The 17,888-nt window shown below is 37.0% G+C and carries 14 protein-coding genes; 1 reads left to right on the forward strand and 13 read right to left on the reverse strand.

Going from position 1 to position 17,888, the window contains the following annotated elements; genetic code table 11:
* Nucleotides 1–205: 205 nt before the first annotated feature.
* Nucleotides 206–1,654, reverse strand: a complete 1,449-nt coding sequence (gene cls, locus ACSVDH_RS25955; RefSeq protein ID WP_439250342.1) for a cardiolipin synthase — start codon at nt 1,652–1,654, stop codon at nt 206–208.
* 324 nt (nt 1,655–1,978) lie between these two features.
* Here cls and ACSVDH_RS25960 point away from each other — a divergent pair, with 324 nt between their 5' ends.
* Nucleotides 1,979–3,271: an aminotransferase class I/II-fold pyridoxal phosphate-dependent enzyme gene (locus tag ACSVDH_RS25960; protein WP_439250343.1), complete on the forward strand. Its 1,293-nt coding sequence runs from the start codon at nt 1,979–1,981 to the stop codon at nt 3,269–3,271.
* A gap of 40 nt (nt 3,272–3,311) precedes the next feature.
* Here the strand turns inward: ACSVDH_RS25960 and ACSVDH_RS25965 are convergent, their stop codons facing one another.
* The 12 genes from ACSVDH_RS25965 to ACSVDH_RS26020 all read right to left on the reverse strand — a co-directional run bounded on the left by ACSVDH_RS25965 (nt 3,312) and on the right by ACSVDH_RS26020 (nt 17,811).
* Nucleotides 3,312–4,094, reverse strand: a complete 783-nt coding sequence (locus ACSVDH_RS25965; RefSeq protein WP_299093668.1) for an HAD family hydrolase — start codon at nt 4,092–4,094, stop codon at nt 3,312–3,314.
* A 147-nt stretch (nt 4,095–4,241) separates the two neighbouring features.
* Nucleotides 4,242–4,472, reverse strand: coding sequence for a hypothetical protein (locus ACSVDH_RS25970; protein WP_439250344.1), 231 nt, complete (start codon nt 4,470–4,472; stop codon nt 4,242–4,244).
* Nucleotides 4,450–5,952 (reverse strand): metallophosphoesterase, encoded by a 1,503-nt coding sequence (locus tag ACSVDH_RS25975; RefSeq protein WP_439250345.1) that lies wholly within the window; start codon nt 5,950–5,952, stop codon nt 4,450–4,452. Before ACSVDH_RS25975 ends, ACSVDH_RS25970 begins: the two co-directional genes overlap by 23 nt.
* Before the next feature lie 277 nt (nt 5,953–6,229).
* On the reverse strand, nt 6,230–6,994 hold the full coding sequence (locus tag ACSVDH_RS25980) for a DeoR/GlpR family DNA-binding transcription regulator (RefSeq protein ID WP_439250346.1): 765 nt from the start codon (nt 6,992–6,994) through the stop codon (nt 6,230–6,232).
* A 470-nt stretch (nt 6,995–7,464) separates the two neighbouring features.
* On the reverse strand, nt 7,465–9,339 hold the full coding sequence (gene abc-f, locus ACSVDH_RS25985; RefSeq protein ID WP_439250347.1) for a ribosomal protection-like ABC-F family protein: 1,875 nt from the start codon (nt 9,337–9,339) through the stop codon (nt 7,465–7,467).
* 179 nt (nt 9,340–9,518) lie between these two features.
* A complete protein-coding gene (locus ACSVDH_RS25990) occupies nt 9,519–9,716 on the reverse strand; it encodes an RAxF-45 family protein (protein WP_439250588.1) in 198 nt (65 codons plus the stop codon).
* A gap of 139 nt (nt 9,717–9,855) precedes the next feature.
* Nucleotides 9,856–11,058 (reverse strand): macrolide family glycosyltransferase, encoded by a 1,203-nt coding sequence (locus tag ACSVDH_RS25995; RefSeq protein WP_439250348.1) that lies wholly within the window; start codon nt 11,056–11,058, stop codon nt 9,856–9,858.
* A gap of 386 nt (nt 11,059–11,444) precedes the next feature.
* Nucleotides 11,445–12,881, reverse strand: coding sequence for a glycoside hydrolase family 1 protein (locus ACSVDH_RS26000; protein ID WP_439250350.1), 1,437 nt, complete (start codon nt 12,879–12,881; stop codon nt 11,445–11,447).
* Nucleotides 12,882–13,448: 567 nt separating this feature from the next.
* Nucleotides 13,449–14,276, reverse strand: coding sequence for a sugar phosphate isomerase/epimerase family protein (locus tag ACSVDH_RS26005; RefSeq protein ID WP_439250351.1), 828 nt, complete (start codon nt 14,274–14,276; stop codon nt 13,449–13,451).
* A 44-nt stretch (nt 14,277–14,320) separates the two neighbouring features.
* Nucleotides 14,321–15,217, reverse strand: coding sequence for a myo-inosose-2 dehydratase (gene iolE, locus ACSVDH_RS26010; protein WP_439250352.1), 897 nt, complete (start codon nt 15,215–15,217; stop codon nt 14,321–14,323).
* A gap of 48 nt (nt 15,218–15,265) precedes the next feature.
* On the reverse strand, nt 15,266–16,615 hold the full coding sequence (locus tag ACSVDH_RS26015; RefSeq protein ID WP_439250354.1) for a sugar porter family MFS transporter: 1,350 nt from the start codon (nt 16,613–16,615) through the stop codon (nt 15,266–15,268).
* 179 nt (nt 16,616–16,794) lie between these two features.
* A complete protein-coding gene (locus ACSVDH_RS26020; protein ID WP_439250356.1) occupies nt 16,795–17,811 on the reverse strand; it encodes a LacI family DNA-binding transcriptional regulator in 1,017 nt (338 codons plus the stop codon).
* Nucleotides 17,812–17,888 lie beyond the last annotated feature (77 nt).

The raw sequence follows: 17,888 nt of genomic DNA on the forward strand, positions 1-17,888 counted from the left end.
CTCATGCTTGTATCATCCTTTTGATCCGTTCTATGAATCTATTATGTAAAAATAATTTCTCTAAAACGCTTTCATTATATCATAAAACGAGAGGCTGCTTTCGTTTGTTTAGCAAAATAGCATCCCATTTTTATGCGTACTCTTTTAAACCTAAAAAAAGATTGCCTCAAAACAAAAGGTTAGACCTTTTTGAGACAACCTCCTTTTATAATATTGGCGAAAGCAATCGTGAAATTGATTCTTTAAATCGAATCAGTTTTGAACGCTGATCATAGTCCTCTAGTGTCAGCTCACGAGATAAGGCGATATCGTCATGAAAGACATCATGGAGTTTTTTCGCAATCTCAGGATCATAAAGAAACGCATTGACTTCAAAATTTAATCGGAAGCTTCTCATATCAATATTTGCTGTGCCGACAGATGAAATTTCATGGTCCACGACAATTGTTTTTGCATGGATAAATCCATGATCATAAATAAATACTCGTGCACCTGAGCTGAGCATTTCTCCGACATAGGACAGCGTTGCCCAATAAACAAATGGGTGATCAGGTTTGTTCGGAATCATCAGCTTAACCTCAACACCAGATAAGCAGGCAATTTTCAAGGCATCAAGCAAGCTGGCGTCAGGAATAAAATACGGCGTCTGAATGCAAATTGTTCTTTTCGCGGTAGATATCATTTTGATATAGCCGTGTTTTATTTGCTCCCATTCTGAATCAGGGCCGCTAGTGACAATTTGCATGCTGCTATCTCCCTTTCGCACCGGCTCTGGAAAATGCTCTGGCAGGTAAGGAATTTTCCGTTTATGTGCTGCCTGATTCCAATCTAAGATAAATCGGGTCTGCACGGCATATACGGCTGGACCCTGAATCCTTAAATGCGTGTCACGCCAATAGCCGAATTTCGGATCAAGCCCAAGATACTCATCCCCAACATTAAAGCCGCCAACATAGCCAATTTGACCGTCAATGATGACCAATTTCCGATGATTACGATAGTTAAGGCGGAGGTTGATCCACCTTAGCTTTGATGGAAAAAACACTTCAACCTCTCCGCCTGCCGCTCTTAGCTTAGCAAAAAAGGAGCGCCGCAGTCCTCTCGAACCTAAATCATCATATAAAATTCGTATCTTCACTCCCTGCTGCGCCTTTTTCGTTAATGCCTCCAGAAGCTGCTTGCCAAGCTGATCCTTTTTAAAAATATAATATTGCAGATGGATATGATCCTTTGCCTGTTCAATATCCTCCAGCAGCTTCGCAAACTTTTTATTCCCATCAGTAAAGACATCAACAAGATTGTCTTTTGTTAACACCGCATCATTATTCATTAAATGCATATAAATAAGCTGTTTGTAATCTCGCTCGGTTTCATTGCGGAACTCAAATGTATCATTGCGAATTTGCTCCAATTGACTGCTTAACAACCGTTCGATTCCAAGCTTTTTCCGGTCCTCCCACTGGAACATGTGGTAGCGGCTTAAATTTTGCCCGAATAGGAGATAAAGGACGAAGCCCAGCAACGGGATAAAAAATAATACAAGCAGCCATGCCCATGATGAGGATGCATCTCTTCGTTCACGAAAAATCATGACAACGGCAAAAGCGATGTTTAGAAAGATAATAATTCCTAGTAAAATTGAGATAATATGCATGTCTATTCCTCATTTGCGTCTGAATTAAGGGGTAGGAAACTGCCCCATGTTCAAAATTGTTTCATAAAAATGATCTCTAGTATATCCCACTCTGTACTCAATAGGAGTATACTAAGGAATATTCACTTATAGTTTCCCCCTATTAGTATAACGTGAAATAAAAGTTAAGGTAACTAGACTTGCCATTAAATGTTAATGTGAATCCAACAAAACTTTCCGTATTAAATTTTTTTGAATACACTGTGAGAACAATCTTTAGTATGATAAAATATCTCTTAATGAATTTTCAAAACATTTAATTTTCCATAGAGGTGAAAACAAGGAATGAATGAGTTAGCACAAGCATTAAATAATGCAATTAAAGAAGATAACGAATACGTCTATGATATGCTGTCCCAGCTTGGGAAAGAATTATTTTATCCAAAGGGAATTTTGAGCCAATCTGCGGAAGCAGGTAAAAAAGCTCACCGCTTTAATGCAACGATCGGGATCGCAACGGAAAACAATCAGCCGATGCATTTTAAACACATTCAAGACATGTTCGGTGATAAAGTAGCGCCTAAAGATCTTTTTCCTTACGCTGCTCCGCAAGGAAAAGAGGACCTCAGAAGCGCATGGAAGAAAAAAATTCTCGCTGACAATCCAAGCTTGAATGAAGAAGTAATGGGAACACCGATTGTTACAAATGCTCTAACACATGGTTTAAGTATTGTTGCTGACTTATTTGTTGATGAAGGCACTCCTGTTATCGTACCGGACAAATATTGGGGAAACTATAATATTACGTTCAAAGTTCGCCGCGGCGGAACAATGAATACATTCCCTCTATTTAATGAAGCGGAAGGCTTTAATGCGGCCGGCTTAAAAGAAGCGATTCAAGCGCAAAAGGCGGCTGGGAAAGTTGTAGTGTTATTAAACTTCCCGAACAACCCAACTGGCTATACACCTCTTGAATCAGAAGCAAAGGAAATTGCAGCTGTTCTTAAAGAAGCGGCAGAAGATGGCTTAAACATTATTACACTGATTGATGATGCGTATTTCGGATTATTTTACGAGGATTCAATGAAGGAATCGATCTTTAGCTTATTAGCAGATGCTCACCCGCGCATTCTCGCGGTTAAAGTAGATGGAGCGACAAAGGAAAACTACGTATGGGGCTTCCGTGTAGGCTTTATCACTTATGCAAGCAAAAGCGCTGCGATTCTGAACGCATTGGAGCAAAAAACAAAAGGAATTATTCGCGGAACGATTTCAAGCGGTTCACACCCTTCACAAACAATTATTCTGCAATCATTGCAATCCAATGAGTTCCAAAATGAAAAACAACAGAAGTTTGAGCTAATGAAAAGCAGAGCCGATAAAACAAAAGAGGTTCTTGCAAAAGAGGATTACAAAAAATACTGGACTTATTATCCATTCAATTCAGGCTACTTTATGTGCTTAAAGCTTCACAACATTGATGCTGAAGAGCTTCGTGTCCACCTTTTAGACAAATACGGTGTTGGAACAATCTCAATCAACTCTACAGATCTTCGCATCGCCTTCTCTTGTGTAGAGGAATCTGATATTGAGGAATTATTTGATCTAATTGCAAAAGGTGCAGCAGACCTGCAATAAATAGAATGAGGCTGACCCAATTGGTCAGCCCCATTTCAATTTACGAGTTTTTGACCGAGATCGATTCACTTGTTAGCGTATCCCAGACAAGCCGGCCATCTACAGTAATAAGGTCACGTACAGATGGAAGAATCATGTCTGCCTCAGGCTCAAGGTGCTCCTTCTTGCTTGCTCCTGATAAAACGCCAATTGCCAGTCCTGCAGCCGCATTTTTTGCGAACAATATATCTACGATTGTATCACCAACCATCACCACTTCCTCCGGCATCAACTGAAATTGGCTGCAAAATGCCTCTAACATGAATGGATTAGGTTTTTTCTCATATCGATCTGATGTTCCAATAAACCCAAAGTATTGTTCAACTTGAAGCTTCTCTAAGCAGATTTTTGTTGTTTCATAATCATCTGCTGTTGCAATTCCTATTGCAACCCCTCGATCAGTAAGTCCTTGTAGTAATGATTTTAAGTCTGCAGCCGGTTGAATGTTTTCAACGTGATTCCTTGTTGAAGCTAACAATCTTTCCGTTGTCCACTCGTATAATGACTGAGAAGAACGGAAAACAAAACCATGTTTTTGAAGAATAGCCTCAAATGCATGAGTGATGTCGCGAGTTGTACCTGAAGCTAAAATACCATCAGCGGAAATGAGCTCCTCTTCAACCCCGATCGATTTTAATAAGTCCCTTTTCAAATCATCGTTCTTATCTGCTGCAACTTTAACTAATAACTGATCAACTAGGTCTAATGCAACGGGTACCCATATTGAATGAAAATCAATGAGAGTTCCATCTTTATCGAATAAGATTCCTTTTATTTTGTTCATCTTAATTTATACCAGCCTTTTCAAGTTGCTCTGCCCACGTTCAGATGACTGGTTGTTTTATCCTTTTATTCAACCCTCAAATATTTTTTTCGAGCAGGCTTTCCATTCTTATTTTCATAGTCTTCTTTAAATAAAGACATATTCCTCCTATCCTTTGCTGCCAACAGTAAATGTGGCTGAAGCAACAGCATCATAACCACTGCCATAGAAATAAACGAATTTATAGGTTGAACCTTCCTTGTATCGGTCTGGATATTTATTATCTTTTGGATTATACGTTACTTTAAAGGTTCCATTTTCTACTTTTGTATACATCCACCAGATGGAAGCCGTTCCTCCCGGCTCTTCATTTACTTCATAATAATCCGATCCAGTCACTTTGAGGAACTCGAGCATTTTCTACCGTGACTTCTACTGTATCCGCTGTTCCATTTAATGAGTCTTTTGATAAGGTGATCGATACTTCCTCCACTTCTCCTTGCAGGGTTTTACCTGTTGCTTTTAATGAAGTCTTACTTCCATTTCCATAGGCATCAAGCGCTTGTACTTCAAGCTCATATTTAGTATTAGGTTTTAATCCTTCAAGATTTAGCACTAACGGATTTGGCACAAAATCTTTATAGAATTCTGAAAAGGCAAGGAATTCCTTCTCTGCTTTTCCAGTCCCCAAGTTTCTGGCTACGATTTTATAATCGTGGACAAGAAGATTGTCTTTCGCTTGGCTAAAAGCGATCGTTAATCCCGTTAAAGTTGGTTGGACGATCGTAAGCTTTGCATCTTTTTCAAAGTAGGGAGCCGTTTTATCCGCTCTTTTTTCAGTATAAAGGAACTTATTCTTATCGCCAGGAGAGCTAATAACAAACGGCTCACCTGTCCAGTCATTGTTATGGATATCACGACGTTTAATGATGACTTTGTTAGAATATACCTCTACAATGAGAGCTTGATTAAGAAAATCAGCACCCTCAGGCACTTCCCCTTGAATTCTTCCAGCATCAAGCCATATATAAGAGCCTGTAGAAGTACCTACAGTTGTAAAATCTTTTTGATGAATAATTCTTGGATCATCTAATGGATAATGGGTGTGACCAGAAAACGTAATCGCCTGCGGATATTCCTTTAATGTGTTGTAAAAAAGATCTCTATTTTCAGAGAAGCCCCACTCACTTCCATAAATCGTATCTTTAATTGGCTGGTGATGGAAAACAAAAATTGGTTTATTAGGATCATCAGCTTTTGCTTGCTTTAATTTTTCACCGAGCCAGTTAATTTGCTTTACGGAAAAAGTCCCCTCTGTATTTCCATCCTCAGTTCCGAGAATAATAAAATGATATCCTTTAATCACTTTATGGAAATAAATCGATTCCATCCCTGTTTTCTTAAAGAAAAGCTTTTGCGCATCAGCAACGGATAATCCATTCCAGTAATCATGGTTTCCAATAGCCATTAAAGAAACGGCCTGTGATTGTTTTCCGGCATTATAGACGGACATAAAGCGATCGTATTCTTCTGTAAATCCATTGTCAGTTAAATCTCCGACAACAACGAAAGCATCTTGCTTAGGTACAACTTCATTCAACTGCTGAAGGGTATTGCTAAACTTCTGTATATCCTTCGTACCAGTCTTTTTAATATGTACATCACTTATGACAGGAAACACAAGAATAGGCTTATTGCGATGATCACCCTTCTCTTTATCATCAGCAGCAAAAACGGTTAAATTGCTCATTGGATTAACCAACGCCATTCCTAAAGAAAGCCCTGCAACCTTTGTTGTTCCCTCTAAAAATTTTCGCCTGGTAAATTTCTTTTCTTTTGATTCGATCTGTTCATCTTGAAATTCAAATTCATTTGCCACTTTTTAAAATCCCCTATCTATCAAAAATTTTTCTTATGATAAATCTCTTTAAAAAAGAATGGATCTAATACCTTATCAATCTTTAAGGAGCAACACCCACCTAATTAGTTAATCTATTAATTAAGTACATATTATCGAAAAAATGTGCATTTATTGTGAATTCTATGTAAATTTATTCTAAATAAACATTAAATTTCAATTAAACACAACCAATTCAACATTTGCATATAAAAAACAGCCTCCCGCCATTGTTGGGAGGCTTATCATTCTGCTATTTTTACTTATTTATGATTTGGATTCCATTATTTATATACTTATCTCGGATTTTCTCACTTAAATTTGAATCCGTTATGATGGAATCAACTTGTTCAATGTCACATACTTTCATTAGCGAAACAACATCAAACTTGCTGCTGTCTGCAACAACAATTGCTTTTTGAGCCTGTTTTAACATTTGACTTTTTAATTGGATTTCACCTATACCATAATCTGTTAGTCCTTGTGTCAAAGAAACACCGCTGATACTCATAAAAAACGTATCAATAAAAAATTGAGAAATAAATTTTTCAGCCATATCTCCTACTAGACAAAGCTCTTGGTTTCTTAAAACTCCTCCAGGGAGAATGATTGTATAATTCGGCATCTCTGCCAACTCATTCGCAATGGGTAATGAATTCGTTAATATGGTCAATCGTTCGAACTTTTTTTTGAAAGCTTTAGCAATCTCAGTGTTCGTTGTACTAACATCCATTGCAATCGATTGGCCTTCCGAAACAAACCTTGTAGCGATCTCCGCAATCTCCTTCTTTTCTGCAGTATATTTCGTTTCACGCGTTGTAAAGGTCAACTCAACACTGTTTACCTCATCTAAGACGGCACCGCCGTGAACCCGTTTTAAATATCCTTCTTTTTCAAGATATTCTAAGTCTCTTCTTACTGTTTCAAACGAAACTCCAAAACGTTTTATTAAGGCCGAAACTTTCACTGACCCGTTTTCATTCAGGAGATCTAAAATATCATTATACCGTTGCTGTGCAAACATAGCCCCACTCCTATCACCTTATAACAATAAAATACAACTAATTGAAATAATTTACAACCAAATACAAATAACTGTTCTTTATTTCATTTACATAGGATATGAAGAGTAGCACCAGTCCCCCTCCAAAGTACAAAGATTTTAGAGATTCCTTCATAAGAAATGCGCAAGCGCCTTGCTCAGCCCCGACAAGCATAAGACGCAAATGAATAGAAGACGTTCTTTGTCTTCAATTCATTTGTGGCTTATGACCTCGAGGGGCTAGGCGCTGGAGCTAGACACAAAACTAAGTACAAATTTTATACTTTCTTATCTCTTAAAAAAGCGCAAGCACCTTGCTCAGGCCAAGGGCAAATAAGGCGCTCGGAATAGAAGGTATTCTTTACCTTCTATTCCCGAGGGCTAGGAGTCGATGCTGGATGTCAAACGCTTTTCTGCTTCTGCCATTTTTGTTAAATCAATTTGGTTAGTTATTAATCAAGTTGTTCATAAAGTTCTTCCCACTGCCTCTCAAGTTTCTCCTTTTCTTTATATAGTTGTTGTAAATGCTCCAATTCTTGAATTTCCTCTAACCTTCTATCCAACTCTGAAATCTTTTGTTCTACCCTTTCTAAATCCTTTTCCACGTATTCATACTTGACATTCTTTTGATCTATCGTGTTCTTCAAAGCAGGTGCTTTCTTTTTATTTTTTTCTACTGTTACATGTCTCGTCCTGCTTTTTCTCAAGACCATCTTCTCCTTAGCCCAATTGTAGTTCCCTTTGAAACATTGAACTTCATTTGAGTCAATCCAATAAATCTTCTCAAATAACTTATTCAGGAAATAACGATCGTGAGAGACGGCTAATATCGTTCCGTTATAATCTTCAAGAGTTTCTTCTAAAACTTCTTGAGATTCAATATCTAAATGGTTAGTTGGCTCATCTAAAATGAGCAAATTAATGTCTTGATACATAAGTTGGGCTAAGCGTAGCCTCATTTTTTCCCCTCCACTGAGCTGAGAAACTTTTCGGAAAACCATATGGCCATAAAATAAAAACCTAGCCAAGATATGTCTTGCTTCCCCCTCCGTCACCCTGACCTCATTGCGAAATGCCTCAATGATTGTTTCATTTTCAATATCAGAAAAAATGTTTTGAGATAAGTAACCAATCTTTACGTTACTACCTAACCTTACTTCTCCTCCATCAGCTTGCAGGTGCCCCATAATAAGTTTGATTAAGGTTGATTTTCCCGTTCCATTCTCTCCGACAATAGCAACTCGTTCTTGATAAGTCACATGCATTTGGACTTTTTCAAACAATGGTTTTTCTCCAAAACATTTTGATATACCAGTAAGCATAATGACGTCATTTCCACTTCGATCAGAAGCATCCATCTCAAGATTCATTTTCTTTCGAGTTAATTTGGGACGATTCATTTTTTCCATTCTTTCTAATGCTCTTTCCATATTTCTCGCACGTTTATGAAGACCTTCATTAGGTGGATTGGCTCTGTTCGCCCACTCTCTTAGCCGTTTAATAGCTTCCTTCATTTTCTTTATTTTCTTTTGCTGCTCTTCATATGCTTGGAATTCTCTTAGAAGCCGTTCCTCTTTTTCTTTCACAAAGCCAGAAAAATCTGTAGGATAGCATTCAATTTCTCCATCCTCCAAATTCAATATTTTATTTACAACCTCATCAAGAAAATAGCGATCATGAGAAATGACGACAACCGTTCCACTATAATCTTGCAAAAAGCCGCCAAGCCATTCCACCGCCATTAAATCTAAATGATTGGTCGGTTCATCCAATAATAAAAAGTCTGGTTTTTTGAGAAGCATAAGGGCTAAGCCAACCTTCGTTTTTTCTCCGCCGCTTAATTTGCCAAATAAATTATCAAGTAGATCATGAATGTTTAGACCGTTAACAATTTTCTCAATATTTGCCTCGATTTCATATCCCCCTTTTAATGCAAAATGGTCCTGGAGATTCCCATAATCATCGATTAATTTTTGTAGTTTCTCTCCGTTTGTTTCCTTCCCCATTTCAACCTCAAGTTTCTTCATTTTTTCTTCTATTTGGAAAAGTTCTAAAAAAGCTGTTTTCAAAACATCCTTAGTCGTTGATTCTCCAGGAAAGTTTGGAATTTGCTCAAGATAGCCAATTTCAATTCCTTTTTTCCAATGTATTTGGCCCGATTCAGGTTTTTCTTCACCAGCTAGTAAACGAAATAACGTTGTTTTCCCACTTCCATTTTTCCCGACTAAACCAACCCGATCCTTTTCGTGAATTTCAAATGATATATTTTCAAAAATGGAAGTCCCACCATACATTTTACCTGCTTGGTATACACTGCATGCGATCATGTTCATTTTCCTCCTTGAATAAAAAAGTACACAAAAAACCATGGGAAGACACAACCTCCCATGGCTCAAAGAATTAGGACTTATGATGGCATGAAAAAAGAGAGCATGAAAAAGCTCTCCTTTACCTGTCCTGATATAATGTGGGTTAAGAGATGTTTTCACCGTTTTAGATTTGCTATTCAATTGCTAAAAAAGGGCATACGTATCCCGTTAACAATTGATGCAGCAAATTTTGCACGGTTAAGATATAAAAATTCCGTCCAGAAACCGTGCACTAAAACAGCTTGATTTAACATCCTTCCCCACCTCCGTTCATGATTATTCTCTTCCATTTTATTCCCTTTACTTTCATTTTTCAAGGGGGTTCCGACTACCATTTTAAGAAAATAATACAATTGTTAAGATTTGTGATCCAGTTTCACGGATCAATCCCCAAAAAGGCAGTACTAAAAAACAAAACTGTTCAATTTTTTTATAGCTCAATACAAGAGGACTCGCCTATTGAACGATTAGTCTTTAGATATCATATTCATTTTTAAATTTGAAAATCTCATCAACAGCTTGGTGATATCCACCCGATTTTTGAAAGGATTCCCTCATATTTGCAACAGCTTTATAGAAAGATGGGTGGTTTAACACATGATCTGCAGCTTCATATAATTGATTCGCCGTCAAATTTTGCATTTGTAATTGAATACCTGCTCCGATTTTGGCAACTTGCCCGGCGATAATCGGCTGATCTGCACTTTGCGGGATAACAATTAGCGGTACCCCATAATAGAAACCTTCATTGGTACTGTTCATTCCTCCATGTGTGATAAATAATTTAGTGTATTTTAGTACTTCGGTTTGTGGAACGTAATTTTCCACAATGAAGTTTGAGGGGATCTCTCCCAATTCAACTATTTGGGTTTGATTCCCAATAGACATGACAACGGTATGTTCAGTACTCCCAAATGCCTTAAAACAAAGCTTATAGAAATCAATTGCTTGGTTAAAGACAGTACCCAGAGAAATGTAAATTAAGCTTTTTCCCTTGATTGCTGCAAGGTCGAAGTTTGCTTGCGATGATCGTAAAGAGATGGATGGACCTACAAATTTGCATGTTTGATCAAATGTTTCTCCGGAGGGTTGAAACTCCCTAATTATATAAATAATTGTAAGCGCTGCAGGATTACAAAAAACGTCAAAGGGAGAACGGATTTCAACATCATATTTTTCTTCAATAGTTGTTTTCAGGTTTTGATAATCATCATTTATCTTTTTTTCAATTTCTGTTGGGATATTTTGTGAAAGATGTTTCAGCATTTTATCAAATAATGCTTCTGTCTGTGCAAATGAGGTACATGAATTAATGGCCGGAAGTTTAAGTATTTGGGCAAGTAAACGTCCGCACCCAAACATGGAATCATGAATGATATAATCAAAATATTCCCCCTTTATTTGCTCCAGGACACTAGGTATCATGAAATCTGCCGTACGCAAAAGACCATTGATTCTTTCGATTAAATAATTTCTTCCACCTGAGATAAAAGCTTGGATAAATTTTTCACCGTCAAATGTTCGTACAGTAGCTCCTGTCTTCTCAATACGTTCTCGAAAAGCTTCTGTCGTAAAGTACACGACCTCTTCTCCACGCGAAATAAGCTCTTGCACAACTCCAATCGTTGGATTGATATGTCCTTCTGCACCACCATTAATAAATAAAACGCGTACCATTATAATCACCCCACTCCTTAGGTAACTGTTCAGCAAATTGTGACAGAGTCATTTGGAATTTCCCCTACAAATGCTCAACTCGAGTATAATGAAAGTAAATTCAATAGTATATCCCCTTGTAATTTTTATTGCATCAAATGAGATCATTTCAGGGCAGTGCTATTCCAAAGTATACTCCTTCACTATATCTATTTTTTGTATAAATATCCAATTTAACTTCCATCTGGTCCTTTTGTTGAATGAAACACCATTTTTCTCCTCTCATAAAAACAAAAAACACCCCGAAGGATGTTTTCATTTAGGTTTATATTAAGAAAGGTAGAGGTTCTAGTAGAATCCTAAGAGTCCTGATATGTTATTTAAAAATCACAACACTAACCTTTTTCTTATAACTTCTCCCCATTTGACGCAATCACATCTTTATACCAGAAGAACGATTTTTTCTTTTTACGTTCCAATGTCCCGCTGCCGTCATCATGTTTGTCCACGTAAATGTATCCGTACCGTTTTGAAAACTCGCCTGATGAAGCACTGACAAGGTCAATGCAGCCCCAGCTTGTATAGCCCATTAAGTTCACACCGTCTTTGATGGCTTCACCCATGGCTTTAATGTGTTCACGAAGGAAATCAATGCGATAATCATCATTGATTGAGCCGTCTTCTTCGACTTTGTCGTAGGCTCCTAAGCCATTTTCGACAACGAAGAGCGGTACTCTGTAGCGGTCATATAATTGGTTTAAGCTGATGCGCAGTCCCATTGGGTCTATTTCCCAGCCCCAATCACTTGCTTTTAGGAACGGATTCTTTACGCCTCCGATGAGATTTCCTTGTGATTTTTCAAGCTCTGTCTTCTCTTTTTTCTCGGTTCTGGACATATAATAGCTAAATCCGATATAGTCAACCGTTCCCTCTTTTATTAATTCCAGATCACCTTCTTGAATATCTAATTCAATTTGGTGCTCTTCAAAATAACGGTTAATGAACGCTGGATATTCTCCTCTTACTTGAACATCTGCACAGAAATAATTAAATAGGCGTTCCTCTTGGAGTGCATACATGACATTTTCCGGGTTTGAATCAAAAGAATAAACAGGTGCATATAAAATCATACAGCCAATTTTCGCGTCGGGAATGATTTCATGACACGCTTTTACCGCAATCGCACTGGCAACAAATTGGTGGTGGAATGCCTGAAATGTTGGATGGTATTTGTCTTCCTCCTTTTGAATCGCGAACCCAAGCCCCTGTATCGGCATCACAAACCCGCTATTGATTTCATTAAAGGTCATCCAATATTTCACTTTGTTTTTATATCGATTGAAGATCGCATTCACATATCGTTCAAAGAAGGTAACAACTTCGCGGCTTCTCCAGCCGCCGTACTCTTTTACAAGATTTAACGGCATTTCATAGTGAGATATGGTGACAACTGGTTCAATTCCATATTTATGCAATTCATCAAATACACGGTCATAAAAGGCTAAGCCTTCTTCATTTGCTTCAAGCTCATTGCCATTCGGGAAAATTCTCGTCCACGCAATCGACATACGGAAAACCTTGAATCCCATTTCTGCAAATAGAGCAATATCTTCCTTATAACGATGATAGAAATCAATCGCTTCATGGTTTGGATAGCTGTATTTTTCACGGTCGATTTCAAAATTAAAGCCAGGAGTTTGTAAAACGGCAAGTCTTTCTTTTCCGCCTGGAAGAACATCAGCAATATTTAATCCTTTATTTCCTTCACCAAAGCCGCCTTCAATTTGATTGGCAGCTGTTGCTCCTCCCCATAAAAAGCCTTTCGGGAATTGAAATGGTTTCATTCGATTACCTCCCAATATCTTTAACTAATAATCATTAGCATTTGTTTGTTGTATAAATTTATAACCATCTTTTCGTTCAAAGAGACTATATTAGACATCTTACCGGTCAGAAAATGAATCGTAAATAATTCAGGTACATCTAGTTAATAGTAACAACGGAAGTGATTTGTTTCTTAGACATAACACAGTGTAACTTAGGATGCCATTGTGCTAAAATGAATGAATAATTACTCGGTTAAACAAGCCTGTTGATTTCCGCTTCAATTAACAATGAATATTAACATAGCTATTTTCAAAAGATTGCTATCTTAAATTTAGTGCTTTACATCCAGGATTATTGTAAGTTATTGACGATTTATCTTCGTAATCGAGATTTTATCTTCAAAATGTAAAGTGAATAAAGTTATTTCATTTAAAAAGTTCAAACAGCATAACCCCGTTCTAAATTTAGGACGGGGTTAAAAATATAGTTGTTTTATTTTGGAAGAAAGATCTTTCACTACACTATAAAAATTTAGCAATAAGTCGTTTTAAAATCTAAGTATTTTTATCTTTTTCAGTAATCTATTAACTTACTATTTTTGAATGATCCCATGCTTTTAGTTTTTCTAAAGAAGTTTTGTAATAATTGGTGAGAACCTGAAGATAATCTTCTCCTTTAACTGCTGTAAAAGGATTTGGACCTTCTGCCATCATCTCCATAATGATTGGCCCAGTATAATTTATTTCATGTAATGCCTCTATCTGGCCTTTTATATTGGCATGGCCATTTCCTATGGCTTGACGATTGGAATCTGCTACATGATAAACACCCAACTTACTTCCTGCTTCTCTTAATGCGTCAATTGGATCCGCTTCTTCTATATTCATATGATAGGCATCTAATAGAACAAATAAATTCGGGCTATTTACAGCATCGATTAGTTTTAAAGCTTCTTGACCTGTAACAATTTGATGATTTTCATAGCGATTTAACACCTCAAATACTACTTCAATGTTTAAAGCTTCTGCTTTCTCCAACACTGTTTTAGAACTCTCTACAAGAAGCTGCCAATCCTTATCAAGGTCTCCACATCCAGCTGTTTTACCTACATCTCCATGTAAACAGATTCTATGTGCACCTAAATCACTCGCCCAATCTAATAAGTCTATAAAGTATTTTACTGCTTTTAATCTCGTATCTTCATTCGCACTAGAAATATCCACATTATCAGGCGTAACAGATAAGACCTTTAACTCATATCCAGACAATATATTTGCTAGTTCTTTCGGATCCTGTGTTAAATCTCCTTGAACCTCTACGCCATCTACACCAATCTCTTTCGCTATTTTACATTTGTCTTCAACAGAAATATCTCCAAACGACCATAAACATAAACCATAATCTCTGCTCATTTAATTTCCTCCCAACTAATGATCTCTTATTTAATTAAATCAATTTATATATGAATGAGTTTCTTTATAAACTGTCTTGCTCTTAGAGCGTTTTCAAACGGGTTAGCAATTGCTGGATTTTGTTCTGCTTCTACAATAAGCCATCCTTCATACCCATAATCGTCCACTATCTTTAATACGCTTTTAAAATCGACCATTCCGTCTCCAGGTATCGTGAAACACCCTTCTAAAACTGATTTTCTGAATCCAAAGCAGGCTTCTATTGCCTCTTCCATTTTTTCTTTGCGAATATCCTTTAAGTGAACATGACCAATACGTTTTCCAAACATCTTCGCAGCTTCTATCGGATCTTCATTCGAAAATGCAAAATGTCCGGTATCAAAACAAAGGGAAACATACTCGGGATTTGTGTGGTCCAATAATCGTTTCGTTTCATCTATAGTTTGAACAATGGTAGCCATATGATGGTGATAACATAAAGTAAAACCTCTATTTTTCGCTATTTTTCCGAGTCGTTCTAGACCTGTGCATAACATATCCCATTCTTCATCTGTTGCCATTGGCTTATTCTTCCCAAACATTGATTGTTCTGAAGCAAATAAACAATGAGTTAATTCACAAACATTAATTCTATTCGCGCCAACCTTTTCTAAAAAGTCTAGCGTTTTCAAAAACTCTTTTTCATTTTCTTCATATGAAGATGAACAAAGATACGAACTAAACCATTGACTTGCTATACGAAGTCCCCTTACTCCTAAATATCTCTTTAATATATCAGAATCTTCAGGAAATTTAATGCCGACTTCCGTTCCCTCAAAACCAGCAAGTGCTATTTCACTAATACACTGTTCAAACGTAATATCACGGCCAAGTTCAGGCATATCATCATTGCTCCACCCGAGTGGTGCAATTCCTAAATGTATTTTGTTATGCTCGAACATCTCTTTTTACTCCTTCTTATTTGTAGAAATACTATACTCCAAAGACCACTATGATACTTTTGGAACTTTTGATTTTTTCGATGTTATTTCTTCTTCAATTTCCTCTAATGTTTTACCTTTTGTTTCTGGAACAAACTTCATGACAAATAGGAATGCTACTATACCAATTGTTGCATAAATGAGGAATAATACACTAGATCCCAAACTTCTTAATAGAACTGGAAAGGATAGTGATACAACAATATTCGCTAACCATAAGCTTGTACTTGCAAATCCAACAGCAGTTCCTCTTATTTTTAATGGGAAAATTTCGGCGAGAACAACCCATGCAACCATTCCCCAGCTTGCTGAATACGCTACCATAAATAAGCATAAGCAACCTAATAATAACCAACTTGGCGCTTGGAAAAACAATGTACTAACCCCCAAAATACCAAGTGCTATAGACATTCCTATATTCCCAATAAGCATCAACATTCTGCGGCCTATTTTATCAATTAATAAAGTCCCAATTATGGTAAACAGTACATTAACTATACCTATTCCAATTGTTCCAGCGATTGCACTTGATGATCCCATACCAGAATCCGCCAAAATAGTGGGCGTATAATAAATAATCGTATTTGTTCCTATTATTTGCTGAAAAACTGCTACACCTACTCCAATTAAAAGAATTGGACGCATTAATGGAGAGAATAGTTCAGATAATGGCACTTTACCTTCCGGCTTTAATTCCTTTATATTTCTTATTTCTGACTCAATATTATCAGCATCTCTTGTTAAAAGAAGGACTTTGCGCGCTTCGTCTTCTCTATTGTTTTGCAATAACCAACGAGGGCTTTCTGGCATAAATAACATACCTATCATTAAAAGAAGAGATGGAATAACAGCTAATAATAACATCCAATCCCAACGACCTGATGAAGAGAAAGCATAATTAATAAGATAAGCTAGTAGTATCCCTATTGCATTCATTAGTGTATTTAGGGAAGCTACTCTTCCGCGAATGGCTGCTGGAGCCATTTCAGATAAATATAATGGAACAATTGCGGATGCGCCCCCTACAGCAACACCTAATTCAATTCTAAATAGGATTAAAACTTCTACATTTCCTGCAAGCCCTGTTCCGATTGCTCCGATGGAAAAAAGCACACCTAACCAAATAATGGCCTTTTTCCTTCCAACACGGTCTGCAAAAGGTCCACAAAACGCAGCTCCTACTAACGCTCCGATCAGAACTCCACTTACTACTAATCCTTCCATAAATGGTGTTAAACCCAAATCATCCTTTATAAAAAGTAAAGCACCTGAAATGACTCCTGTATCGTACCCAAACAGTAATCCACCCAAAGCCCCGAAAAAATAGATTAAATTAATATATACTTTTTTTGATTTCATAAAGGAACCCCCTAATGTGTATTCATTGCTCCACTTGAAATAAAAAGGGAGATATCTTTAAGTATATAGTTATACCTATCTCCCTTTCCTGTGGAAGAATAAAATAAATACTATTTATCTAGGAGTAATCTTAAAAAGATTGTTCCCCTAGAAAAGTGAAAAGAATTTCTCCTTTTGTTCTAAGAAATAGGACATGTTGAATCACGAACAATTAAGTACGGAGACAAGGTAACCCGTTGCGTAACTTTTTTTGTCTCCTCTTGATGATTATTAGTAATTTCATTAACAAGCAGCTCTATTACTTTCGCTCCCATTTCTTCTATGGGTTGAGCTATGGTCGTTAATTGAGGGTCACAAAGCTTCGCTAAAATGCTATTATCAAAGCCAATAAGAGATAACTGATTCGGAACTTGCAGGTTTAGTGATCTAGCTGCTTGCAATACGCCAAAAGCCAGCATCTCCGTTGAAACAAAAATTGCAGTAGGTCTGTTTTCTTTTTCTTCTAATAAACCCAAACATACTTTTCTGCACTCATCTAAATTAAGGGAACTATATAGGACGGGAACGTCATCAATAGATATCCCTGAAACTTGCAATCCTTCTTTGAATCCGCTTACTCGTTTTTTAATGGAAGGAATATTTATGTTTTCTGAGATCATAGCTACCTTTCGATGACCCAACTGTGCTAAATGAACAGCAGCTTCATATCCGCCCTGAAAATCATCTACCACCACTGTATGAACCGGTAAATAAGGAACATCCCGAGAAAGCATAGCAACTGGCATATCGCTTTCTATTAATTCTCGAATACTTCGACTGTCTTTTAAGCCTGTTGCAACAATTATTCCATCCACATATTTTTGTTTTAACATGGAAATATATTCTTCTTCTTTTGTAGAGTCATTATCCGTACTACATATAATGACACTAAACCCTTTTTTTCTGCCGTTATCCTCAATTGCTCTTGTAATTTCAGCCATAAAAGGATTGGAGATATCAGGAATTAATACACCAATTGTTTTCAGTGCCTTTTTAGCAGACGGAACAAGACTTGGTTGATACTGCAATTCATCAATAACGTCCCAAATTTTCCTTTTGGTCTTTTCACTGATACTTCCTGTACCATTCAGTACTTTTGATACAGTAGAAATAGATACATTAGCCTTTTTTGCAACATCATAAATGGTTGGTTTCAATTGTAAGTTCCCCTTTTTCCGCATTTTCCTTTTCAGTATAAACTAACAACAGAAAATCATCAGTAAAAAGGGCTATT

The sequence above is a fragment of the Metabacillus sp. Hm71 genome (assembly GCF_051842955.2).
In the GTDB taxonomy this organism is placed as follows: Bacteria; Bacillota; Bacilli; order Bacillales; family Bacillaceae; genus Metabacillus.

Bases quoted from the DNA above. Each gene is read 5' to 3' on its own strand.
- cls (WP_439250342.1), bottom strand. From the start codon at position 1,654: ATGCATATTATCTCAATTTTACTAGGAATTATTATCTTTCTAAACATC.
- ACSVDH_RS25960 (WP_439250343.1), top strand. From the start codon at position 1,979: ATGAATGAGTTAGCACAAGCATTAAATAATGCAATTAAAGAAGATAAC.
- ACSVDH_RS25965 (WP_299093668.1), bottom strand. From the start codon at position 4,094: ATGAACAAAATAAAAGGAATCTTATTCGATAAAGATGGAACTCTCATT.
- ACSVDH_RS25980 (WP_439250346.1), bottom strand. From the start codon at position 6,994: ATGTTTGCACAGCAACGGTATAATGATATTTTAGATCTCCTGAATGAA.
- abc-f (WP_439250347.1), bottom strand. From the start codon at position 9,339: ATGATCGCATGCAGTGTATACCAAGCAGGTAAAATGTATGGTGGGACT.
- ACSVDH_RS25990 (WP_439250588.1), bottom strand. From the start codon at position 9,716: ATGGTAGTCGGAACCCCCTTGAAAAATGAAAGTAAAGGGAATAAAATG.
- ACSVDH_RS25995 (WP_439250348.1), bottom strand. From the start codon at position 11,058: ATGGTACGCGTTTTATTTATTAATGGTGGTGCAGAAGGACATATCAAT.
- ACSVDH_RS26000 (WP_439250350.1), bottom strand. From the start codon at position 12,881: ATGAAACCATTTCAATTCCCGAAAGGCTTTTTATGGGGAGGAGCAACA.
- ACSVDH_RS26005 (WP_439250351.1), bottom strand. From the start codon at position 14,276: ATGAGCAGAGATTATGGTTTATGTTTATGGTCGTTTGGAGATATTTCT.
- iolE (WP_439250352.1), bottom strand. From the start codon at position 15,217: ATGTTCGAGCATAACAAAATACATTTAGGAATTGCACCACTCGGGTGG.
- ACSVDH_RS26015 (WP_439250354.1), bottom strand. From the start codon at position 16,615: ATGAAATCAAAAAAAGTATATATTAATTTAATCTATTTTTTCGGGGCT.